This is a genomic window from Shigella sp. FC1567, from assembly GCF_001743015.1.
GTDB classification, from domain to species: domain Bacteria; phylum Pseudomonadota; class Gammaproteobacteria; order Enterobacterales; family Enterobacteriaceae; genus Escherichia; species Escherichia coli.
Genome location: NZ_MIIV01000333.1, coordinates 43,229 through 66,629, shown reverse-complemented (window position 1 = coordinate 66,629; position 23,401 = coordinate 43,229). Strand labels below are relative to the sequence as shown.

21 protein-coding genes and 3 pseudogenes are annotated in these 23,401 nt (G+C 52.4%); 9 read left to right on the top strand and 15 right to left on the bottom strand.

What is annotated here, in order from left to right; translation table 11 throughout:
- Nucleotides 1-417: 417 nt before the first annotated feature.
- A complete protein-coding gene (gene gmhB, locus BHE85_RS17320; RefSeq protein WP_001140195.1) occupies nt 418-990 on the bottom strand; it encodes a D-glycero-beta-D-manno-heptose 1,7-bisphosphate 7-phosphatase in 573 nt (190 codons plus the stop codon).
- A 187-nt stretch (nt 991-1,177) separates the two neighbouring features.
- On the opposite strand from gmhB, the pseudogene metN reads away from it, so the two are divergent.
- From metN to BHE85_RS17285, 7 genes and pseudogenes are all read left to right on the top strand, one after another.
- Nucleotides 1,178-2,208 (top strand): annotated as a pseudogene (gene metN, locus BHE85_RS17315) (methionine ABC transporter ATP-binding protein MetN).
- The gene (locus tag BHE85_RS17310; RefSeq protein ID WP_001294600.1) at nt 2,201-2,854 is read left to right on the top strand and encodes a methionine ABC transporter permease MetI; all 654 of its coding nucleotides are present in this window, start codon (nt 2,201-2,203) and stop codon (nt 2,852-2,854) included. The pseudogene metN and the gene BHE85_RS17310 overlap by 8 nt, the downstream one beginning before the upstream one ends.
- A gap of 39 nt (nt 2,855-2,893) precedes the next feature.
- Entirely contained in the window at nt 2,894-3,709 is an 816-nt protein-coding gene (gene metQ / locus BHE85_RS17305) for a methionine ABC transporter substrate-binding lipoprotein MetQ (RefSeq protein WP_000874224.1), read from the top strand.
- 117 nt (nt 3,710-3,826) lie between these two features.
- Nucleotides 3,827-4,231 (top strand): Rcs stress response system protein RcsF, encoded by a 405-nt coding sequence (gene rcsF / locus BHE85_RS17300; RefSeq protein ID WP_001202329.1) that lies wholly within the window; start codon nt 3,827-3,829, stop codon nt 4,229-4,231.
- A complete protein-coding gene (tsaA, locus tag BHE85_RS17295) occupies nt 4,228-4,935 on the top strand; it encodes a tRNA (N6-threonylcarbamoyladenosine(37)-N6)-methyltransferase TrmO (protein WP_000094009.1) in 708 nt (235 codons plus the stop codon). The genes rcsF and tsaA overlap by 4 nt, the downstream gene beginning before the upstream one ends.
- 110 nt (nt 4,936-5,045) lie before the next feature.
- Nucleotides 5,046-6,764: a proline--tRNA ligase gene (gene proS / locus BHE85_RS17290; protein WP_001260712.1), complete on the top strand. Its 1,719-nt coding sequence runs from the start codon at nt 5,046-5,048 to the stop codon at nt 6,762-6,764.
- 52 nt (nt 6,765-6,816) lie between these two features.
- A pseudogene (locus tag BHE85_RS17285) lies at nt 6,817-7,637 on the top strand (YaeF family permuted papain-like enzyme).
- Between the two features lie 199 nt (nt 7,638-7,836).
- Here the strand turns inward: BHE85_RS17285 and nlpE are convergent.
- From nlpE to BHE85_RS17270, 3 genes are read right to left on the bottom strand one after another with little or no spacing between them, the layout of a single operon-like run.
- Nucleotides 7,837-8,547, bottom strand: coding sequence for an envelope stress response activation lipoprotein NlpE (gene nlpE, locus BHE85_RS17280; protein WP_039063967.1), 711 nt, complete (start codon nt 8,545-8,547; stop codon nt 7,837-7,839).
- Nucleotides 8,548-8,560: 13 nt separating this feature from the next.
- Nucleotides 8,561-8,983 (bottom strand): alternative ribosome rescue aminoacyl-tRNA hydrolase ArfB, encoded by a 423-nt coding sequence (arfB, locus tag BHE85_RS17275; RefSeq protein ID WP_000635542.1) that lies wholly within the window; start codon nt 8,981-8,983, stop codon nt 8,561-8,563.
- Nucleotides 8,980-9,525, bottom strand: coding sequence for a YaeQ family protein (locus BHE85_RS17270; RefSeq protein WP_001185290.1), 546 nt, complete (start codon nt 9,523-9,525; stop codon nt 8,980-8,982). The genes arfB and BHE85_RS17270 overlap by 4 nt, the downstream gene beginning before the upstream one ends.
- A gap of 165 nt (nt 9,526-9,690) precedes the next feature.
- Here BHE85_RS17270 and BHE85_RS17265 point away from each other — a divergent pair, with 165 nt between their 5' ends.
- Both BHE85_RS17265 and rof read left to right on the top strand, forming a co-directional pair.
- Entirely contained in the window at nt 9,691-9,891 is a 201-nt protein-coding gene (locus tag BHE85_RS17265) for a YaeP family protein (protein WP_000417058.1), read from the top strand.
- Nucleotides 9,878-10,138, top strand: a complete 261-nt coding sequence (gene rof / locus BHE85_RS17260; protein ID WP_000928910.1) for a Rho-binding antiterminator — start codon at nt 9,878-9,880, stop codon at nt 10,136-10,138. The genes BHE85_RS17265 and rof overlap by 14 nt, the downstream gene beginning before the upstream one ends.
- Before the next feature lie 48 nt (nt 10,139-10,186).
- On the opposite strand, the gene tilS is transcribed toward rof, so the two are convergent.
- From tilS to skp, 11 genes and pseudogenes are all read right to left on the bottom strand, one after another.
- On the bottom strand, nt 10,187-11,485 hold the full coding sequence (gene tilS / locus BHE85_RS17255) for a tRNA lysidine(34) synthetase TilS (RefSeq protein WP_000176568.1): 1,299 nt from the start codon (nt 11,483-11,485) through the stop codon (nt 10,187-10,189).
- A gap of 64 nt (nt 11,486-11,549) precedes the next feature.
- Nucleotides 11,550-11,939 carry a VOC family protein gene (locus tag BHE85_RS17250; RefSeq protein ID WP_000901098.1) on the bottom strand — a complete coding sequence of 130 codons (390 nt, stop codon included), beginning with the start codon at nt 11,937-11,939 and terminating at the stop codon, nt 11,550-11,552.
- A gap of 56 nt (nt 11,940-11,995) precedes the next feature.
- A pseudogene (ldcC, locus tag BHE85_RS17245) lies at nt 11,996-14,105 on the bottom strand (lysine decarboxylase LdcC).
- Between the two features lie 98 nt (nt 14,106-14,203).
- Entirely contained in the window at nt 14,204-15,163 is a 960-nt protein-coding gene (gene accA / locus BHE85_RS17240; RefSeq protein ID WP_000055739.1) for an acetyl-CoA carboxylase carboxyl transferase subunit alpha, read from the bottom strand.
- A 12-nt stretch (nt 15,164-15,175) separates the two neighbouring features.
- Nucleotides 15,176-18,658: a DNA polymerase III subunit alpha gene (dnaE, locus tag BHE85_RS17235; protein WP_001294775.1), complete on the bottom strand. Its 3,483-nt coding sequence runs from the start codon at nt 18,656-18,658 to the stop codon at nt 15,176-15,178.
- A gap of 36 nt (nt 18,659-18,694) precedes the next feature.
- A complete protein-coding gene (gene rnhB / locus BHE85_RS17230; RefSeq protein ID WP_000569422.1) occupies nt 18,695-19,291 on the bottom strand; it encodes a ribonuclease HII in 597 nt (198 codons plus the stop codon).
- Nucleotides 19,288-20,436, bottom strand: coding sequence for a lipid-A-disaccharide synthase (lpxB, locus tag BHE85_RS17225; protein ID WP_000139665.1), 1,149 nt, complete (start codon nt 20,434-20,436; stop codon nt 19,288-19,290). Before lpxB ends, rnhB begins: the two co-directional genes overlap by 4 nt.
- Nucleotides 20,436-21,224, bottom strand: a complete 789-nt coding sequence (lpxA, locus tag BHE85_RS17220; RefSeq protein WP_000565978.1) for an acyl-ACP--UDP-N-acetylglucosamine O-acyltransferase — start codon at nt 21,222-21,224, stop codon at nt 20,436-20,438. The genes lpxB and lpxA overlap by 1 nt, the downstream gene beginning before the upstream one ends.
- Nucleotides 21,225-21,227: 3 nt before the next feature.
- Nucleotides 21,228-21,683, bottom strand: a complete 456-nt coding sequence (gene fabZ / locus BHE85_RS17215) for a 3-hydroxyacyl-ACP dehydratase FabZ (protein ID WP_000210739.1) — start codon at nt 21,681-21,683, stop codon at nt 21,228-21,230.
- Between the two features lie 104 nt (nt 21,684-21,787).
- Nucleotides 21,788-22,813: a UDP-3-O-(3-hydroxymyristoyl)glucosamine N-acyltransferase gene (gene lpxD, locus BHE85_RS17210; RefSeq protein ID WP_001139282.1), complete on the bottom strand. Its 1,026-nt coding sequence runs from the start codon at nt 22,811-22,813 to the stop codon at nt 21,788-21,790.
- A gap of 3 nt (nt 22,814-22,816) precedes the next feature.
- Nucleotides 22,817-23,302, bottom strand: coding sequence for a molecular chaperone Skp (gene skp / locus BHE85_RS17205; RefSeq protein WP_000758956.1), 486 nt, complete (start codon nt 23,300-23,302; stop codon nt 22,817-22,819).
- Nucleotides 23,303-23,401 lie beyond the last annotated feature (99 nt).

Genomic DNA, 23,401 nt, shown 5'->3' with positions numbered 1-23,401 from the left:
GTGTTAGGCCTGCCGCCAGCGTTCAATCTGAGCCATGATCAAACTCTTCAATTTAAAAGTTTGATGCTCAAAGAATTAAACTTCGTAATGAATTACGTGCTCACTCTTGAGACTTGGTATTCATTTTTCGTCTTGCGACGTTAAGAATCCGTATCTTCGAGTGCCCACACAGATTGCCTGATAAATTGTTAAAGAGCAGTTGCGACGCACTTTAGCGCACTGTCGCGAGGTGGCGTATATTACGCTTTCCTCTTTCAGAGTCAACCCTGAATTTCAGGATTTTTCTCTTCAACCGAACCGGCTGTTTGTGTGAAGTGATTCACATCCGCCGTGTCGATGGAGGCGCATTATAGGGAGTCGTCTCAGGAAGACAAGTGGAAAAATGCATTTTTATTTCAATCGCTCATCTTTTAATCATTATGCCGGTTTTTGCTGCTTTTTTATCGCTTGCGGCAGGTCTGCCAGGCTATTTAACACCCAATCCGCCGCGTTTTCTGCTTCAGGCGTAATAGGTTTACCCGTACGCACCAGCACTTTTGTTCCCACGTTCGCCGCAGCCGCTGCCTGCATATCTTCTAATTTATCGCCCACCATATAAGAAGCGGCCATATCAATATGCAAATAATCGCGTGCTGACAAAAGCATCCCCGGATGTGGTTTACGGCAGTCGCAGACCTGGCGAAACTCTTCAACACTACCCTGCGGATGATGCGGGCAATAATAGATACCATCCAGATCGACATCTCGGTCCGCCAGCGACCAGTCCATCCACTCGGTCAGCGTTTCAAACTGTGCTTCGGTAAATTTACCGCGAGCAATGCCAGACTGGTTGGTTACTACCACCAGCACAAAGCCCATTTTTTTTAGCTCGCGCATGGCGTCAATAACACCGTCGATAAATTCAAAGTTGTCGATCTCATGGACATAGCCGTGATCGACATTAATGGTGCCATCACGGTCAAGAAAAATTGCGGGTACGCTCTTTGCCACCTTTTATAGCTCCTTAATAAGGCATGTGACGCTAGTATCGCATGTTTCGACCTGCAAGAAAGTGCTCTTCGCATAAACCTGATTGATTTAGACGTCTGGATGCCTTAACATCCATTTCATTGACGGCGTTGCCCGTTTCAGGCATTCGAGATGCCACGACTAACTTAATGACGATAATAAATAATCAATGATAAAACTTTCGAATATCACCAAAGTGTTCCACCAGGGCACCCGCATCATCCAGGCGTTGAACAACGTCAGCCTGCATGTGCCAGCTGGACAAATTTATGGCGTTATCGGTGCCTCAGGCGCGGGTAAGAGTACGCTTATACGTTGTGTAAACCTGCTGGAGCGCCCAACCGAGGGTAGCGTGCTGGTCGATGGCCAGGAACTGACCACGCTGTCAGAATCCGAGTTGACCAAAGCTCGCCGCCAGATTGGTATGATTTTCCAGCATTTTAACCTGCTCTCTTCGCGTACTGTTTTTGGCAACGTGGCTCTGCCGCTGGAGCTGGACAACACACCGAAAGACGAGATCAAACGTCGCGTGACGGAATTGCTGTCATTGGTTGGTCTTGGCGATAAGCATGATAGCTACCCGTCGAATCTTTCCGGTGGGCAGAAACAACGTGTGGCGATTGCCCGTGCATTAGCCAGCAATCCCAAAGTATTGCTGTGTGATGAAGCCACCAGCGCGCTGACCCGGCAACGACACGTTCTATTCTCGAACTGCTGAAAGACATTAACCGCCGTCTGGGTTTGACGATTCTGTTGATCACCCACGAAATGGACGTTGTGAAGCGTATTTGTGATTGCGTGGCGGTCATCAGCAATGGCGAACTGATCGAGCAGGACACGGTAAGTGAAGTGTTCTCGCATCCTAAAACGCCGCTGGCGCAGAAGTTTATTCAGTCGACCCTGCATCTGGATATCCCGGAAGATTACCAGGAACGTCTGCAAGCGGAGCCATTTACTGACTGCGTGCCGATGCTGCGTCTGGAGTTTACCGGTCAATCGGTCGATGCCCCACTGCTTTCTGAAACCGCGCGTCGTTTCAACGTCAACAACAACATTATTAGCGCGCAGATGGACTACGCCGGTGGCGTTAAGTTCGGCATCATGCTGACTGAAATGCACGGCACACAACAAGATACGCAAGCCGCCATTGCCTGGCTGCAGGAACACCATGTAAAAGTAGAGGTACTGGGTTATGTCTGAGCCGATGATGTGGCTGCTGGTTCGTGGCGTATGGGAAACGCTGGCAATGACCTTCGTATCCGGTTTTTTTGGCTTTGTGATTGGTCTGCCGGTTGGCGTTCTGCTTTATGTCACGCGTCCGGGGCAAATTATTGCTAACGCGAAGCTGTATCGTACCGTTTCTGCGATTGTGAACATTTTCCGTTCTATCCCGTTCATTATCTTGCTGGTATGGATGATTCCGTTTACCCGCGTTATTGTTGGTACATCGATTGGTTTGCAGGCAGCGATTGTTCCGTTAACCGTTGGTGCAGCACCGTTTATTGCCCGTATGGTCGAGAACGCTCTGCTGGAGATCCCAACCGGGTTAATTGAAGCTTCCCGTGCAATGGGTGCCACGCCGATGCAGATCGTCCGTAAAGTGCTGTTACCGGAAGCATTGCCGGGTCTGGTGAATGCGGCAACTATCACCCTGATTACCCTAGTCGGTTATTCCGCGATGGGTGGTGCTGTCGGTGCCGGTGGTTTAGGTCAGATTGGCTATCAGTATGGCTACATCGGCTATAACGCGACGGTGATGAATACGGTACTGGTATTGCTGGTCATTCTGGTTTATTTAATTCAGTTCGCAGGCGACCGCATCGTCCGGGCTGTCACTCGCAAGTAACGTTCAACACAACATAAATAATTGAAGAAGGAATAAGGTATGGCGTTCAAATTCAAAACCTTTGCGGCAGTGGGAGCCCTGATTGGATCACTGGCACTGGTAGGCTGCGGTCAGGATGAAAAAGATCCAAACCACATTAAAGTCGGCGTGATTGTTGGTGCCGAACAGCAGGTTGCAGAAGTCGCGCAGAAAGTTGCGAAAGACAAATATGGCCTGGACGTTGAGCTGGTAACCTTCAACGACTATGTTCTGCCAAACGAAGCATTGAGCAAAGGCGATATCGACGCCAACGCCTTCCAGCATAAACCGTACCTTGATCAGCAACTGAAAGATCGTGGCTACAAACTGGTCGCAGTAGGCAACACTTTTGTTTATCCGATTGCTGGTTACTCCAAGAAAATCAAATCACTGGATGAACTGCAGGATGGTTCGCAGGTTGCCGTGCCAAACGATCCAACTAACCTTGGTCGTTCACTGCTGCTGCTGCAAAAAGTGGGCTTGATCAAACTGAAAGATGGCGTTGGCCTGCTGCCGACCGTACTTGATGTTGTTGAGAACCCAAAAAATCTGAAAATTGTTGAGCTGGAAGCACCGCAGCTGCCTCGATCTCTGGACGACGCACAAATCGCTCTGGCAGTTATCAATACCACCTATGCCAGCCAGATTGGCCTGACTCCAGCGAAAGACGGTATCTTTGTCGAAGATAAAGACTCCCCGTACGTAAACCTGATCGTAACGCGTGAAGATAACAAAGACGCCGAGAACGTGAAGAAATTCGTCCAGGCTTATCAGTCTGATGAAGTTTACGAAGCAGCAAACAAAGTGTTTAACGGCGGCGCTGTTAAAGGCTGGTAATTTTTAGGCTGTTTCCACAATTTGTAATATCATTCAGGATGGGCACTTGCCCGTCTTGTCATTTTTACAAGCTCCTGATTCAATATTGACGTTTTGATCATACATTGAGGAAATACTATGCGTGCTTTACCGATCTGTTTAGTAGCACTCATGCTAAGCGGCTGTTCCATGTTAAGCAGATCCCCTGTCGAACCCGTTCAAAGCACTGCACCCCAGCCGAAAGCGGAGCCTGCAAAACCGAAAGCGCCGCGCGCCACGCCGGTCCGAATTTATACCAATGCAGAAGAATTAGTCGGCAAACCGTTCCGCGATCTCGGTGAAGTCAGTGGCGACTCTTGCCAGGCCTCTAATCAGGACTCTCCGCCGAGCATTCCAACCGCGCGTAAGCGGATGCAAATCAACGCCTCTAAAATGAAAGCCAATGCGGTATTACTGCATAGCTGCGAAGTCACCAGCGGTACGCCAGGCTGCTATCGTCAGGCTGTATGTATCGGCTCTGCGCTTAACATTACGGCGAAATGAGCAGTTTCCAGTTCGAGCAAATAGGCGTTATTCGCTCGCCCTATAAAGAAAAATTCGCCGTTCCGCGCCAGCCAGGTCTGGTAAAAAGCGCCAACGGCGAACTGCATCTCATTGCTCCCTACAACCAGGCCGACGCCGTTCGCGGCCTGGAAGCGTTCAGCCATTTATGGATCCTTTTCGTCTTTCATCAAACGATGGAAGGCGGCTGGCGTCCGACTGTGCGTCCACCGCGCCTCGGCGGTAACGCCAGAATGGGGGTTTTCGCAACACGCTCTACTTTCCGCCCTAACCCAATTGGTATGTCGCTGGTAGAGCTGAAAGAGGTTGTTTGCCATAAAGACAGCGTGATTCTGAAGCTCGGCAGTCTGGATCTGGTCGATGGTACGCCGGTAGTGGATATCAAACCGTATCTCCCCTTTGCCGAATCGCTTCCCGATGCCAGTGCCAGCTATGCGCAAAGTGCGCCAGCTGCAGAGATGGCGGTGAGTTTTACCGCAGAGGTCGAAAAGCAGCTTTTGACGCTGGAGAAGCGTTATCCGCAGTTAACGCTGTTTATCCGCGAAGTACTGGCGCAGGACCCGCGCCCGGCCTATCATAAAGGTGAGGAAACGGGCAAAACCTATGCCGTCTGGCTACATGATTTTAACGTTCGCTGGCGCGTCACCGACGCAGGTTTTGAAGTCTTTGCGCTGGAACCGCGTTAAATTCACGCCCTTCTCTTTTGACATTTCTTTTGCACTGGTAAACTAAATCACTTTTTTTGTCCCAGGCTCGCCTTGAGCCTGTTCTACCTTCCAACTGGAACCGTAACAACATGCGTACTAGCCAATACCTGCTCTCCACTCTCAAGGAGACACCTGCCGACGCCGAGGTGATCAGCCATCAGCTGATGCTGCGCGCCGGGATGATCCGCAAGCTGGCCTCCGGGTTATATACCTGGCTGCCGACCGGCGTGCGCGTTCTGAAAAAAGTCGAAAACATCGTGCGTGAAGAGATGAACAACGCCGGTGCAATCGAGGTGTCGATGCCGGTGGTTCAGCCAGCCGATTTGTGGCAAGAGAGTGGTCGTTGGGAACAGTACGGTCCGGAACTGCTGCGTTTTGTTGACCGTGGCGAGCGTCCGTTCGTACTCGGCCCAACTCATGAAGAAGTTATCACTGACCTGATTCGTAACGAGCTTAGCTCTTACAAACAGCTGCCGCTGAACTTCTATCAGATCCAGACCAAGTTCCGCGACGAAGTGCGTCCGCGTTTCGGCGTCATGCGTTCCCGCGAATTCCTGATGAAAGATGCTTACTCTTTCCATACTTCTCAGGAATCCCTGCAGGAAACCTACGATGCAATGTATGCGGCCTACAGCAAAATCTTCAGCCGCATGGGGCTGGATTTCCGCGCCGTGCAAGCCGACACCGGTTCTATCGGCGGCAGCGCCTCTCACGAATTCCAGGTGCTGGCGCAGAGCGGTGAAGACGATGTGGTCTTCTCCGACACCTCTGACTATGCAGCGAACATTGAACTGGCAGAAGCTATCGCGCCGAAAGAACCGCGCGCTGCTGCTACCCAGGAAATGACGCTGGTTGATACGCCGAACGCGAAAACCATCGCGGAACTGGTTGAACAGTTCAATCTGCCGATTGAGAAAACGGTTAAGACTCTGCTGGTTAAAGCGGTTGAAGGCAGCAGCTTCCCGCTGGTTGCGCTGCTGGTGCGCGGTGATCACGAGCTGAACGAAGTTAAAGCAGAAAAACTGCCGCAGGTTGCAAGCCCGCTGACTTTCGCGACCGAAGAAGAAATTCGTGCTGTGGTTAAAGCCGGTCCGGGTTCACTGGGTCCGGTAAACATGCCGATTCCGGTGGTGATTGACCGTACCGTTGCGGCGATGAGTGATTTCGCTGCTGGTGCTAACATCGATGGTAAACACTACTTCGGTATCAACTGGGATCGCGATGTCGCTACCCCGGAAGTTGCAGATATCCGTAACGTGGTGGCTGGCGATCCAAGCCCGGATGGCCAGGGTACGCTGCTGATCAAACGTGGTATCGAAGTTGGTCACATCTTCCAGCTGGGTACCAAGTACTCCGAAGCACTGAAAGCCTCCGTACAGGGTGAAGATGGCCGTAACCAAATCCTGACGATGGGTTGCTACGGTATCGGGGTAACGCGTGTGGTAGCTGCGGCGATTGAGCAGAACTACGACGAACGCGGCATCGTATGGCCTGACGCTATCGCGCCGTTCCAGGTGGCGATTCTGCCGATGAACATGCACAAATCCTTCCGCGTACAAGAGCTTGCTGAGAAACTGTACAGCGAACTGCGTGCACAAGGTATCGAAGTGCTGCTGGATGACCGCAAAGAGCGTCCGGGCGTGATGTTTGCTGATATGGAACTGATCGGTATTCCGCACACTATTGTGCTGGGCGACCGTAACCTCGACAACGACGATATCGAATATAAATATCGTCGCAACGGCGAGAAACAGTTAATTAAGACTGGTGACATCGTCGAATATCTGGTGAAACAGATTAAAGGCTGATGCCAGAAAGGGTCCTGAATTTCAGGGCCCTTTTTTACATGGATTGTATAAAATGGATAAACCAAAGGCGTACTGCCGCCTGCTTCTCCCCAGCTTTCTTTTACTTTCGGCTTGTACCGTTGATATCAGCCAGCCCCATCAGCCACAGCAGTAGATGCCGAGGCAAAAACATGGGCTGTCAAATTCCAGCATCAAAGCTCTTTCACCGAACAATCAATAAAAGAAATAACGGCACCTGATCTCAAACCCGGCGATTTGCTGTTCTCCTCAAGCCTTGGGGTAACCTCATTTGGAATCCGCGTCTTCAGCACTTCCTCTGTGAGTCACGTTGCAATCTTTCTGGGTGATAATAACGTTGCAGAAGCGACAGGCGCTGGCGTCCAGATTGTTTCCCTTAAAAAAGCGATGAAGCATAGTGATAAGCTTTTCGTCTTACGAGTCCCGGATCTTACCCCGCAACAAGCCACAGATATCACCGCGTTTGCCAATAAAATCAAAGATAGCGGTTATAACTATCGCGGCATTGTCGAATTTATTCCCTTTATGGTGACTCGCCAGATGTGCTCACTGAATCAGTTCTCCGAGGATTTTCGCCAGCAGTGCGTCAGCGGCCTGGCGAAAGCGCAGTTAAGCAGTGTGGGCGAAGGAGACAAAAAGTCGTGGTTTTGTTCGGAATTTGTCACTGATGCATTTGCCAAAGCCGGACATCCACTTACACTGGCGCAATCGGGCTGGATTAGCCCTGCCGATCTGATGCATATGCGTATTGGTGATGTCTCTGCGTTTAAGCCAGAAACGCAGTTACAGTATGTTGGGCACCTGAAGCCAGGGATTTATATCAAGGCGGGTCGCTTTGTTGGTTTGACCCGGTGATAAAGTAAATGCCTTATCCGCCTTAAGGTATGAGGGGGGTTGTAGGCATGATAAGACGCGCCAGCGTCGCATCAGGCGTTGAGCACCATTGCCGGATGCGGCGTAAACGCCTTATCCGGCCTACAAAAAACGTGCAAATTCAAAATGTTGAAATATATCCTTCTGGCCTGTTTTGCGTTTGTTTCTGCCTTAAGCAGGTTTACTGCCCCAAACTACTGCAATCCTTATTCGGGTAAAATTTACCCGCCGTATCGGGCGCTAATACTTTGGTTGGCGCACCAGTATCCGGATTAGCCTCAAGCGTAAAGTGACCTTCTACTGACAGTAACACCGGTTTTTCACTGTGACCGCGCGCAGCCAGGTAGCCACGCTCCAGCTCTGCGTTATTCGCTACCATGAAACGTTTTCCGGTCGCGCAATCAGTGAAGGTCGCCGCATCAGCCATATAAAAATACATGCCTCGCAGGGTCATCGGCGTCATAGGTAAACTGGATTGTGCCGGTTCCAGCGTATAGTTGAACTGCGATTCAATCGGATTGCCTTCACGATCGAGCATCTCCAGCGCATCGCCTTTCGCCCGATAATATGACTTTTCACCTTTGCTGTCGGTTAATACCAGCTTGTCAGCGGTTCGCGCCCATGTACCGTGGGAAGCGAAGGAGGAAGGTTCTTCACGAGCACCGAGATAACGCTCATTCATCACCCATGTTCCGTCTTTTTCGAGGAACAGAGAGGTTTCGATTCCTTCACAATCAGCACACGGCAGCACGCCGCGCCAACTTTGCGGCATCGGTTTCAGTTCGGCAGCCTGTGCTGGAGAAAGCGTATCGACTTCGGCCCGGTTATTACATCCCATCAGAGTAAAGAGGCTGATTACAGCCATCGCTGTCACTATCGCTTTTTTCACCATCTATTCCTTCTTTTTATTCCCGACCGCTGCGTACTTTGCCGCGCATCGCCTTCGCGCTTGATTTTTGTGCTTTCGATGCCAGCCTGCGCTCTTTCGATGCACGGGTGGGCCGCGTGGGTCGTCGGGCTTTTTGTTCTGTTGTTAAATCTTTAATCACTGCCACCAGCCGGGCTAGCGCGGCTTCGCGGTTCAGTTCCTGACTGCGGTATTCCTGTGCCTTAATGACAATCACGCCATCACTGCTGATCAAATGATGGCTGGCGGCGAGCAGACGCTCTTTGTAATACTCTGGCAGGCTGGACGCCCGAATGTCAAAACGCAGATGAATGGCCGTTGAGGTCTTATTAACATGCTGCCCGCCCGCGCCCTGCGCACGAATGGCGGTGATCTCAAGCTCACCATCGGGAATAGCAACATGTCGGGAAATCACAATCATGAAGGTTGTTGCCAGGCGGTTAAGTTAACTTCCAGATTATTCTTATCGTCCGATAACCAGATCACGCCATCCTGAATCGTTGCCTGCAGCGTCATGGTACGATCGGCAAAGGCGCTTACTTTCGCCAGTTGTTCATCGTCCAGATACCAGACGGAAAGATTGGCAAACTGCACACATTTGCTCTGATTTTGCTGCCACCAGATTTGCGCCGCCCGACTATTATAGGTAAACAGCGCCACTTCTGCGGCCTGGGTGCAGGCTTTCTTAATCCGCCGCTCATCCGGCAGCCCCAGCTCAATCCACAAATCAATGCCCAGGTGATCGTTACGCAGCCACGCTTCCGGCTCATCATCGGCACACAAACCACGGGTAAATTGCAGACGTTCATCAGCATATTTCAGCCACGCCAGCAGGCGCAGCATCATACGCTCCTGGGTTTCTGAAGGGTGGCGCGCCAGCGTCAGAGAGGCATCGAGAAACTGGTTGCGGTCGAGATCGGCCACATTAACCGTCGCTTTATAAATTGTCGCTTTAAGCGCCATAAGAAAACTCCTTTCGAATCAGGAGGCCATTGTAACGGAATACGTGCAGTTGCGGCGCTGATATTGCAGAAATGAGTGTGGTATAGTCACCTTGCGAAACAGAGTTTATCTTCGTAGGCTTAGACTTGCATCCACGGTTAAGTCAGTGTGCTGACAGGAGGGCATGTGGAAAAATATTGTGAGTTAATACGCAAGCGGTACGCGGAAATCGCCAGCGGAGACTTAGGATACGTTCCGGACGCGCTGGGCTGCGTTTTGAAAGTGCTGAATGAAATGGCTGCCGACGACGCCCTTTCTGAGGCTGTCAGGGAAAAAGCAGCATACGCTGCGGCAAACTTACTGGTGAGCGATTATGTTAATGAATGATACGTATCAACCAATCAATTGTGATGATTACGATAATCTTGAGCTCGCCTGCCAGCATCATTTAATGCTGACACTTGAGCTGAAAGATGGCGAAAAATTGCAGGCAAAAGCCAGCGATTTAGTCTCCCGCAAAAATGTGGAGTATCTGGTCGTCGAGGCCGCTGGCGAAACCCGTGAGCTACGTCTGGATAAAATTACCAGCTTTAGCCACCCGGAAATCGGTACGGTGGTGGTGAGCGAGTCCTGATTGACTTTCGCCGGATGCGACGTTTGATGCGTCTTATCCGGCTTTCACTTAACTAAGCGTTTTCTGCCAGACAAAACTTACGCCATTCTCACCTTCAGCCACACCTTCTTGCGTCACAAATACCCCTGCCGCCGCAATCAGCGTTTCGCCATAAAACAGCAGTGGCGTGGTGTCACGTAGCCACGGCGGCACGCCTAACTCTTGCCAGATTTTCTTCAGCTTACGTCCGCCGTTGCGCCCGACAATATGCAGCAATCCTGCCGATTTGAAACGCACGCTGACCGCTTCGTCTGCACGCGGAGGGCGAATATCGCCTCCCGCAGTAAGCTGTACGCTTCCCAGCCCCGCCGGTAATTCCAGCGGTTGTAGCCACGTCTGCCACGGCACAATGGTTTCACTTTGCCCGGTGACGGATTTAATCCACCACAGTTGCGACTGATAGCGGCGGATTTCAAACGCGCCCAAGCGTAAACAGGGGGAGGCATCTTCCCGCGCCAGCGCCACTTCCTGCCAGATCCGCACCAGCGCGTCGCGGGAAGGCATTGGTGCATTCTGCCCTGCCAGCCAGCGACGGATAATCGCCGCGCGGCGGGCATCACTCATCGCCAGCATTGGCGCAATCTGCAGCGTCCCCTGCGACGTTTGGCAGTGTGCTAAATCATCCGCCAGCAGTTCATCCAACAGACTCTCTTGTTCAGCACAAAGTGCGGCGCTGCGGGCCGTTGCTTCCGCAAAATGCGGCCAACGCTGCTGCAATAACGGCACTACGCGCAGGCGCAGAAAGTTACGATCGTATGAGTCGTCCTGATTACTTTCGTCTTCAATCCAGCGTAAACCATGCGCCAATGCCCACTGCGCCAGTTCCCCCCGCGTGCGGGCAAGCAACGGGCGGATAAGCCGTGTTCCGGCAAACTCCGAAACTTCCGCCATAGCCGAAAGCCCGGCAGGGCCGCTACCGCGTTTTAGCGCCAGCAGAAAGGTTTCACATTGATCGTCGAGATGTTGCGCGGTGACCAGCACTTCGCCGGGCAATAGGGTACGGGCAAATGCCTGATAACGCGCCTGCCGCGCCTGGGCCTCAATCCCCAGCCCCTCTTGCGCAAGTTGTACGCGTTCGACCACCAGCGGCACCTGCCACTGTTGGCAGACGTTTTCGCAATGCGTAACCCAGGCATCGGCATTGGCACTTAAACCGTGATGCACATGAATAGCGCGCAGAGTGACGCCCGGATTTTCCGTCCGCCACTGCACCAACTGATGCAGCAGAACGGTGGAGTCAAGCCCGCCGCTAAAGGCGACCAAAATCTGGCGTGAGGTGAGAAGTTGTCTATTGAGCGTGAGTGTCATGATGGTGCGATTTTACAGTAGCAATGCCCGGCACGTTACCGGGCAAATGCGGCGATGACAAGCCTTACTGCTCATACAGTTCCAACGGCAGCCCGTCCGGATCGTTAAAGAAGGTGAAGCGTTTTTGCGTGTATGGATCGACACGGATGGCTTCACACTTCACGTTATGGCTTTCAAGGTGCGCCACTGCCGCATCGATGTCATCAACGCTAAAAGCCAGATGACGCAGGCCGCAAGCTTCCGGTCGGCTGGGGCGCTCCGGCGGGAACGGAAAAGAGAAAAGCTCAATCACATATTGCCCATTAAGCGCCAAATCCCCTTTCCACGAGTCGCGCGCTTCGCGATAGACTTCGCTTTGCAGCGTGAAACCAAGAATATCGCAGTAGAAAGCTTTGCTCACCGCATAATCCGTCGCAATAATCGCAATATGGTGAACCTGTTTTAAACCCAGCATAACGTCTCCTTTATTTGTTAACAGCACGTTACTCGCCCGTAAGCCGCTCTGGCAAGTTATCCCGCCATTTTTAGGACTCGTACGCGGTAAACGCCGTCTTCGTCCTGTTTCGCGCCGTGAATATCCGTTTCAAAACCGGGGTAATGTTGCCCTACGGAACAAAGCATCAGTAGAAAATCGAGTACCGTGCGGCTCTCTTTGGTCAGCATTTCTCCTGGCATCAACAGCGGTACGCCCGGTGGATAAGGCAGGATCATATTTGCCGATACTCTACCGACCAGTTGTTCCAGCGCAATGGTTTCTACTTCACCTTTAATCTGTCTCTGCCATGCCTGATGTGGCGTCATGATAATTTCCGGCAAAGTATCGAATGCCCACAACATCAAACCGGGAAGATCGTGTTTACGAATCAGCTTATGGATCCCTTGCGCCAGATCCTGAATACGCATATTGCGGTAGAAATCGGGATCTTCAGCATAGAGATCGGGTAGCATATTTTTGATCCGCAGGTTGAGATCGTAAGAGCGTTTAAATTCCGTCAACCCACGCAATAATCCCATTGCTTTGGTTTTATCGATACCAATACTAAAGAGAAACAGCAGGTTATAAGGGCCGGTTTTCTCTACTACGATCCCACGTTCGTCGAGGAATTTTGCCACCAGCGCCGCCGGGATCCCCTCCTCGCTCATATTGCCCTGTTCGTCCATCCCCGGTATCAAAATAGTGACTTTAACCGGATCGAGAAACATATGATCGGCATCCGCATCGTTAAAGCCGTGCCACTGTTCGCCTGGCGCAACGGGCCAGCATTCGGCTTCATCCACCTGCGGCGGTTGCCAGATATCGAAAAACCAACCGTCAGACTCTTCCCGCAACCGCTGGACCTCTTTGCGAAAATGCAGCGCCCGCTCCACCGAACGGTTAATCAGCCGTTTGCCCGGATTACCACGCAGCATCGCCGCCGCCGTCTCAACCGAAGCAACAATGGGATAACTGGGCGAGGTGGTGGTATGCATCATAAAGGCTTCGTTAAACGCCTCTTCGTCATACTCGCCTTTAATGTGGATCAGCGAAGCCTGCGATAACGCCGCCAGCATTTTGTGGGTCGATTGCGTTTCGAAGATCACTTTTCCCCTGGTAGATCGGATGAAAATGGGTGTACGGCACCCAGGCGGAATCGAAGTGGATCGACGGGACATCCAGCGTCTGTTTGATCCAGTCGGTGTTGTAGAGCAAGCCATCATAGGTGGAGTTGGTAATCACCGCATGAACCGGCCATTGTGCCTGCGTGGTGGCAGCGACTTTCTCTTCGATGCTGTCGCGAGTAAATTCACGGTGCGGGATCCCACCAAGAATCCCCAACGCATTACGCGTCGGTTTCAGCCAGACTGGCACTACATCGTTCATCATCAACAGATGCGCCAGCGATTTATGACAATTGCGGTCGATCAACAGCGTACTGCCGGATGGCGCGGCGTACATACCCACAATTTTGTTCGACGTCGATGTTCCGTTGGTAACGATATAACTCTGTTCCGCGCCAAAAGTCCGCGCGATGTACTCTTCCGCTTCCAGGTGTGGCCCGGTGTGGTCGAGCAACGAACCAAGCTCGGTGACCGAAATAGAGACATCAGCCTTGAGGGTATTCCCGCCGAAAAAATCATAAAACAGGCAGCCAACCGGGCTTTTTTGATATGCGGTGCCGCCCATATGCCCCGGCGTACAAAAGGTGTACTTCCGCTCTTTAACGTAGGTAAACAAGGCTTTCGTGAACGGCGGCGTAATGTTATCAAGATATTCGTTGGTGTACTGACGCATACGAATGGCGATATCTTCCGCCTGCCCCAGCGCATATTCAAAAAACCAGAGCGCCATCCGCATATCCTGCACGCTGACATCCATCGTCGAGTGGGTGTTGATGAAGGCATAAAGCGGGAGATATTCATTAAGTTGATTGATATCGCTGCATAAATCGAGACTGTACTCATCCCAGTCAAAAATCACGCCGCAAATTCGAGGGTTATGTTCGATAAATTTCAGCAAATCAACACTGTTTTGTGGCCAGATAATCTGAAAGCCTTGCGCCACCAGCGCCGACTCCAGTTCTTTGATGGGCTCATCTTTATAAAAGACGCCATGCGGTCCCATAATGGCAATGATGTTCATGTGTTCCTCCTGGAAAATCCTTCCTTAATCATAGCCTGCTCAAACCGTGGCGATAAAAAAGGGCCACCGAAGTGACCCTTTTTCAGAACTTTTGCGAATTACGCGTAACCGTAGCTCATCAGGCGCTGATAACGACGATTTTTTAAATCTTCAGTGCTTAACACATCGAGATCGGCCAGATCCGCCAGCAGTTGCGCTTTCAACGATGCCGCCATCGCTTCCGGGTTACGGTGAGCGCCGCCCAGCGGTTCCGGGATGATGGAGTCGATCAGTTTCAGCTCTTTCAGACGCGGAGCGATGATACCCATCGCTTCAGCCGCCAGCGGCGCTTTGTCGGCGCTCTTCCACAGAATGGACGCACAACCTTCCGGCGAGATAACGGAATAGGAGCTGTATTGCAGCATATTCACTTTATCGCCCACGCCAATCGCCAGCGCACCGCCAGAACCACCTTCACCGATAACCGTACAAACTACCGGTACGCCGAGGCGAGACATTTCACGCAGGTTGCGTGCAATGGCTTCAGACTGACCACGCTCTTCTGCGCCCACGCCAGGATAAGCCCCCGGGGTGTCGATAAAGGTGATGATAGGCATCTTAAAGCGTTCAGCCATTTGCATCAGACGCAGTGCTTTGCGGTAACCTTCTGGCGCTGGCATACCAAAGTTACGGCGAATTTTTTCTTTGGTTTCACGACCTTTTTGATGACCAATGATCATCACCGGACGACCGTCAAGACGGGCGATACCACCGACGATAGCTTTATCGTCTGCATACGCGCGGTCGCCAGCCAGTTCGTCAAATTCATCAAATGCCAGGCGAACGTAATCCAGGGTATAAGGACGCTGTGGATGGCGTGCCAGTTGCGCAATCTGCCATGCACCGAGATCGGCGAAGATTTTACGTGTCAGTTCTACGCTTTTTTCACGCAGACGATGCACTTCTTCATCGATGTTAATATCCAGTTTCTCATCCTGACGGCTAACCGCAGTCAGAGAATCGATTTTCGCTTCCAGCTCTGCAATCGGCTGTTCAAAATCAAGGAAATTCAGACTCATAGTATTCCTGTATTAGTCAAACTCCAGTTCCACCTGCTCCGAACCAATGAGGCCACGGAGATCGTTTAATAAACGATCGCTCGGAGAGACACGCCACGTCGCGCCAAAACGCAACCGCGCGCGTGCATCCGCCCTCTGATAGTAGAGATGTACTGGAATTGTCCCAGAGCGGTGGGGTTCCAGAGACTGACGGAGTCGGTTTAAAAGCTGGTCATCAATTTGCCTGTCCGTCAGCGAGATAGCAAGCCCGCTAGCATATTTTTCCCGGGCTTCGTCAATATCCATCACTTCGCGAGCGGTCATTTTAAGCCCACCGCTGAAGTCATCAAAGCTGACCTGTCCGCTGACGATAAGTATGCGGTCTTTTTCCAGCAATTGCTGGTATTTATCCAGGGCGTCAGTAAACAACATCACTTCCAGCCGCCCGGAACGGTCATCCAGCGTGCAGATACCGATACGATTGCCGCGCTTGGTGACCATAACCCGCGCGGCAACAACGAGCCCCGCAGCCGTGATGACTTTACCACGTTCTGTCGGGTGCATGTCTTTCAGCCTTACGCCTCCGACATAACGCTCAATCTCTTTTAAATACTGGTTGATAGGGTGTCCCGTAAGGTACAGACCTAACGTTTCACGTTCCCCATCTAACACCACCTGCTCCGGCCACGGTTGGCAGCTGGCGTAGGATTGTTCAATTTGTTCCGGCTCTTCGGCCAGCACGCCGAACATATCGGCCTGACCGATAGCTTCCGCTTTCGCGTGTTGATCTGCCGCTTTTAACGCATCACCCAGCGAGTTCATCAGCGCCGCGCGGTGTGGCCCAAGACGGTCAAACGCCCCGGACATGATCAGTTTTTCCAGCACCCGCCGGTTTAACTTTTTGGTGTCGGTACGGGCGCAGAGATCAAACAGTTCGCGGAAGTAGCCGCCTTTATTACGGGCTTCGATGATGGCCTCAATCGGACCTTCACCTACCCCTTTGATGGCGCCAATACCATACACGATTTCGCCGTCGTCGTTGACGTGGAAATGGTAAAGACCGGAGTTTATATCTGGTGGCAGGATTTTCAGCCCCATCCGCCAGCACTCATCCACCAGGCCCACCACCTTCTCGGTGTTGTCCATATCGGCGGTCATTACCGCCGCCATAAACTCCGCCGGATAGTGCGCTTTCAGCCATAACGTTTGATATGACACCAAAGCATAGGCCGCAGAGTGCGATTTGTTAAATCCGTAACCCGCGAATTTCTCCACCAGGTCGAAGATTTTCATCGCCAGTTCGGCGTTGACTCCGTTCTTTTCTGCACCTTCAGCAAATACAGAACGCTGCTTAGCCATCTCTTCCGGCTTTTTCTTACCCATCGCACGACGCAGCATATCCGCGCCACCGAGGGTATAACCAGAAAGCACCTGCGCAATCTGCATGACCTGTTCCTGATACAGGATGATGCCGTAGGTTGGCTCCAGTACCGGTTTCAGGCTTTCATGCTGCCACTGTACGTCCGGATAGGAGATTTCTTCGCGACCATGTTTACGGTCGATAAAGTTATCCACCATCCCTGATTGCAACGGACCTGGGCGGAACAGCGCCACCAGTGCGATCATATCTTCGAAGCAGTCAGGTTGCAGACGCTTGATCAGATCCTTCATGCCGCGCGATTCAAGCTGGAATACCGCCGTGGTTTCCGAGCGTTGCAGCATGTCGAAGCTTTTCTTGTCATCCAGCGGGATCGCGGCGATATCCAGCGGCGGCTCGCCATTCTTCGCCCGCCGCTTGTTGATCATCTCCAGCGCCCAGTTGATGATGGTGAGCGTACGCAAACCAAGGAAGTCGAACTTCACCAGTCCGGCGTATTCAACGTCGCTTTTATCAAACTGGGTGACCGGATGTTTGCCCTCTTCATCGCAGTAAAGCGGCGCAAAATCGGTAATTTTGGTCGGCGCGATAACCACCCCACCGGCGTGCTTACCGGCGTTACGGGTGACCCCTTCCAGTTTGCGCGCCATGTCGATCAGCGCCTTAACTTCTTCATCCGCTTCGTAGATTTCCGGCAGCTGCGGCTCGGCTTCAAACGCTTTCGCCAGCGTCATCCCCGGATCGGGCGGGATCAGTTTCGAGATACGATCGACAAAGCCGTACGGATGCCCCAGCACGCGGCCTACGTCGCGGATCACCGCTTTCGCCGCCATTGTACCGAAGGTGATGATCTGCGATACCGCATCACGACCGTACATGTCCGCTACGTGCTCGATAACCTGATCGCGTTTCTCCATACAGAAGTCAACGTCGAAGTCAGGCATGGAGACACGTTCCGGGTTAAGGAAACGTTCGAACAGCAGGTCAAATTCCAGCGGATCGAGGTCGGTGATTTTCAGCGCGTAGGCCACCAGTGAACCCGCACCGGAGCCACGGCCTGGCCCTACCGGTACGCCGTTATCTTTCGACCACTGGATAAATTCCATAACGATGAGGAAGTAGCCCGGGAAGCCCATCTGGTTGATAACCTGAAGTTCAGTCTCCAGACGTTCGTCATATTCCGGGCGGCGCTTAACACGTTCTTCCTCGTCAGGGAATAAAAAGGCCAGACGCTCTTCCAGGCCCTCTTTTGCACGCTTGACCAGATAATCTTCGGTGCTCATGTCCCCGGTCGGGAACTGCGGCAGGAAGTATTCACCAAGACGCACAGTTACGTTACAGCGTTTGGCGATCTCAACGGTGTTGGCAAGGGCTTCGGGGATGTCGGCAAACAGCTCACACATCTCCTCTTCGCTACGCATATATTGCTGCGGCGAATAGTTACGCGGGCGTTTAGGATCGTCGAGGGTAAAGCCGTCGTGGATCGCGACGCGGATTTCGTGTGCGTCAAAGTCGCTGCTGTCGATAAAGCGCACATCGTTAGTCGCCACGACGGGCAAACCGCGCGCTTCCGCCAGTTCCACCGCCGCGTGCAGATAGCTTTCTTCATCCGGCCTGCCGGTGCGGATCAGCTCGAGAAAATAGCGATCCGGGAAGTGTTCTTCATAAAACGCGACACACTCATCTACCAGCGCGCTGTTACCACGCAAAAGACTGCGTCCGACGTCGCCCATGCGCCCGCCGGAAAGAAGGATCAACCCTTCATTTAATTCGATAAGCCAGTCGCGATCGATGATCGGCCCAGCGGCACCGTACCCGCGCTGATACGCTTTTGAGATCAGCAACGTCAGATTCTGATAGCCGGTATTGTTCGCCGCCAGTACCGTCAGGTGGGTTAACTCATCACCCAGCAGGTCGCACTGGACGTTAAAATCTGCCCCGACGATAGGCTTAATCCCTGCGCCATGTCCCGCTCCGTAGAACTTCACCAGACCACAAAGGTTGGTGAAATCGGTGATCGCCAGTGCTGGCATACCCAACGCCGCCGCCTTTTTTACCAACGGTGCAGTTTTGGCCAGGCCATCGATCATCGAGTAGTCGCTGTGCACCCGCAGGTGTACGAAACGTGGTTCAGACATCTTCAGATTCCGGTTTACTTAATCTCGACACAAGAATCAGGACGCAAGTCCCAGTGCGCGTTTGACAGGCCCAAAGCTGCGCCGATGGTGTTCGGTCGCGCCGTGTTCAGCCAGTTTTTCCAGATGAAAAGCGGTTGGGTACCCTTTGTGTTGGGCAAAACCATATTGCGGGAAAACAATATCCAGCGCCGCCATTTCGGCGTCACGCGTCACTTTCGCCAGGATAGACGCGGCACTGATTTCCGGTACGCGGCTATCGCCTTTCACCACAACCATCGCAGGCATCGGTAATTTCGGGCAGCGGTTACCATCAATCAACACATATTCCGGCGCAATATGCAGCCCAGCGACGGCACGCTGCATCGCCAGCATGGTCGCATGAAGAATGTTCAGCTCGTCGATTTCGTGGGGTTCCGCGCGGCCCAGACTCCAGCTCAACGCTTTCTCTTTGATCTCTTCACAGAGCGCCAGACGGCGTTTTTCGCTCAGCTTTTTGGAATCATTCAGCCCGGCAATCGGGCGCGCCGGGTCAAGGATCACCGCAGCGGTGACGACCGCGCCAACTAACGGCCCGCGTCCGACTTCATCCACACCCGCAACCAGCTGCGTGTGCGGATAAACAAATTCGATCATTGTGCTAACTCCAGAACGGCTTGTGCCGCCTGCTCATCGGCATTGCAGCGGATCTGCTGATGCAGTTCACGGAAGGTATCGTGCATCGCGTGGCTGATTTTCCCGTTCGCCAACAGCGGTAACAGCGCCGCAGCCAGTTTTTGCGGCTCACACTCTTCCTGCAATAACTCTTTGACTAACTCTCTGCCCGCCAGCAGATTTGGCAGCGAGACATAATCAGTTTTCACCAGCCGCTTCGCCAACCAGAAGGTAAAAGGCTTCATGCGATATCCCACCACCATCGGGCATTTCGCCAGCATACACTCCAGGGCTGCCGTACCCGACGCCAGTAGCGCCGCATCGCTGGCGACCATCGCCTCACGGCCCATCCCATCCAGCAAATGAACTGAAAAGTCTGGCGCGACTTCAGCTTTGATGCGTTCAAACTGCTCGCGGCGTTTGGCATTCACCAGTGGCACCACGATTTCGAGATCCGGATATGTCTGGCGCAAAAGCTGGGCCGTTTTCAGGAAATCGGCACTAAGCATTTCAACTTCTGCACCACGGCTCCCCGGTAGCAACGCCAGGCAGTGGGCATCGTGAGGGATCCCCAGCACATCACGGGCGGCATTTTTATCTGGATCTAATGGCATGGCATCAGCCATGGTATGACCGATAAAGCGGCACGGTACGTTGTATTTGTCATAAAACGCTTTTTCGAAAGGCAGAAATGCGAGCACCAGATCGGTGGCTCTGCCTATTTTGAAAACACGTTTCTGTCGCCACGCCCAGACTGACGGACTGACGTAATGAATGGTTTTGATACCCTGCTTTTTGAGGTTACCTTCAAGAGTAATATTGAAGTCAGGCGCATCAATACCAACAAAAACATCTGGCTTCAGTTCGCCAAAACGCTTTGTCAGATCGGCACGAATATGCAGTAAGCGACGCAGACGACCGAGCACTTCAACAATGCCCATCACCGCCAGTTCTTCCATTTCGTACCAGGCTTCGCAGCCTTCAGCCTGCATTCGTGGCCCGGCAACACCAACAAAGCGGGCGTTGGGCACACGTTCTTTCAGAGCGCGGATTAAACCGGCCCCTAGGATATCGCCGGAGGTTTCTCCGGCGACCAGGGCAATCGTTAATGGACGCTGTTCAGTCATTAACGAATCAGACCGCGCGTTGAGCGTGAAAAGAAATCGGTAAAGGCTTTCACTTCCGGATATGTTTCCGCCAGTTCAGCAATTTCCGGTTTCACTTCATCGAGCGTTTTACCGCTACGATAAATCAGCTTATACGCATTGCGGATAGCGGTAATCGCCTCACGGCTGAATCCGCGGCGCTTCAGCCCTTCGATATTGACACCGAACGGCGTTGCGTGGTTACCCTGCGCAATGACATAAGGAGGGACGTCCTGCGCCACACCGGAGCAGCCGCCAACCATCACGTGCGCACCAATGATGCAGAACTGATGGACTGCGGTCATGCCGCCGATGATCGCGAAGTCGTCAACCGATACGTGACCCGCCAGCGTTGCGTTGTTGGCGAGAATACAGCGGTTACCTACCGTACAATCGTGCGCAATGTGCGCGTTGATCATCAGTAAGTTGTCGCTGCCCACCTTCGTCAATCCACCGCCCTGGACTGTGCCACGATGAATGGTGACGCTTTCGCGAATGCGGTTACGATCGCCGATTTCCACACGGGTCGGTTCGCCAGCATATTTCAGATCCTGGTTAACTTCGCCGATGGAGGCGAACTGATAAATCTCATTATCGCGGCCAATTTTAGTATGACCATTCACGACAACGTGAGATTTCAGTACGGTACCCTCACCAATTCCGACATGGGGTCCAACGATACAAAAAGGACCAATGTGTGCGTTCGCGCCAATTGACGCGCCCTCTTCCACAATGGCGGTTGGATGCACAAAGGCGGATTTATCAATCACGTATCAGGCCTCCCGGCTACGAGCACACATCATCGTTGCTTCGCAAACTACTTTACCATCGACCAGAGCAACCCCTTTAAAACGGGTCAGGCCGCGGCGCGTTTTTTCGAAAGTGACTTCCATGATCATTTGATCGCCAGGCACGACCGGGCGCTTGAAGCGCGCTTCGTCAATACCAGCGAAGTAGTACAGCTCACCCGGTTCCAGTTTTCCTACGCTTTTAAACGCCAGAATACCTGTTGCCTGTGCCATTGCTTCCAGAATCAGCACACCCGGGAAAATCGGTTTTCCAGGGAAATGGCCCTGGAAGAATGGCTCATTGACAGAGACATTTTTTACTGCGCGCAGAAAACGACCTTCTTCAAAATCCAGCACGCGATCCACCAGTAAGAACGGGAAACGGTGCGGCAGAAGTTCTAAAATCTCTTCAATCTGCAGAGTATGAGTGTTAGTAGTCAAGATACTCTTCCTGTCAAAATATAAGAAACGACAATAATAACACGGCCTGCCGCAATCGTAAGAATGAGACAGGCCGTAAAGTTTGGCGAACAAAAGATGGAACGTTAGTCTTGTTGATTAACCTTGCGCTCAAGCGATTTCAGACGCTTGCTCATGTCATCAATGTTCATCACCAGTGCAGCGGTTTTGCGCCAGACTTTGTTGGGTTGCAGCGGAATGCCTGAGGAATAGACGCCTGGTTCAGTGATGGGACGCATCACCATACCCATGCCCGTAACCGTCACTTTGTCGCATATTTCCATATGCCCGTTGATTACGCTGGCTCCGCCGATCATGCAGTAACGACCAATTTTCAGGCTGCCCGCCATAATGACGCCACCGGCAACCGCCGTATTGTCGCCAATCACGACGTTATGTGCAATCTGGCACTGGTTATCAATGATCACGCCATTGCCAATAACAGTGTCATCCAGTGCGCCGCGATCGATGGTAGTGCAGGCACCGATCTCCACGCGATCGCCAATAATTACGCGACCAATCTGTGGGATCTTAACCCAGTTACCACGATCGTTGGCATAACCAAAGCCGTCTGCGCCTACCACTGTTCCGGACTGGATCAGGCAATTCTGACCGATCTGGATCTCATGGTAAATGGTTACGTTCGCCCAGAGACGCGAACCTGCACCGATTTTGCTGTTTTTACCTACGAAGCAACCGGCACCGATAATCACGTTATCGCCCAGTTCAACGCCGGATTCAATCACCGCGTTAGCGCCAATCGATACATTGTTCCCCAGCTTCGCCGTCGCGTCGATCACCGCACTGGGTGCAATGTTCTGCGCGGGCTGCGGCGTGGTATCTAAAATTTGCGCCATGCGCGCGTAAGTCAGGTAGGGATTCTTCACTACCAGCGCGGCACTTTTCGCGAAAGGAAGATCGTCCTGGGTCATGACAACCGCGGACGCCTGGCACAAGCCTAAATGCTCACGGTATTTTGGGTTAACCATGAACGTAATGTGACCTGTTTGTGCAGATTGCATGGACGCAACGCCGGTGATGACGATATCGCCATCACCGTGTAGTTCTGCATCCAACTGCTGCGCTAAATCAGCCAGTCGAATTGAAGGCATTACTTATTTAACCTGTTTCAGTACGTCGGCAGTGATGTCTTTTACATCGCTGCTGTTGTAAGCAACGGCGTTTGCATCAACAACCAGATCGATATCCTGGCTGTTGGCAACGGATTTCACAGCAGTCTGGATACGAGTAACCAGTTTGCCGCGTTCTTCGTTGGAACGACGTGCGCGATCCTGCTCAAAAGCCTGCGCTTTCTGAGCAAAAGTCTGGCGCTGAGCCATCACGTCTTTTTCCAGCTTAGTGCGATCGCTGCCCGCTTTCATGGACTGCAGCTTTTTCATTTTAGCCTGCAGATCGGTTTCCATACGCTGCAGTTCGCTGGCACGGCCTTTGAACTCATTTTCCAGCGTGTTAGAAACACCGGTTTTCTGCGCTACCTGCTGGAACAGGCTGCCCATATTGACGATTGCAATTTTGTCAGCCGCCTGAGCAGAAGTTGCCAGTGCTAAACCGAGACCTGCCGCTAATAACCACTTTTTCACAATAAACTCCTTACCATCCCATTTGCACCGGAGGGTGCAGTTCTTTGCGTGGCCCGGCGATCTTATATTGATCGCCTAAAGTCATCGCTACACTACCAC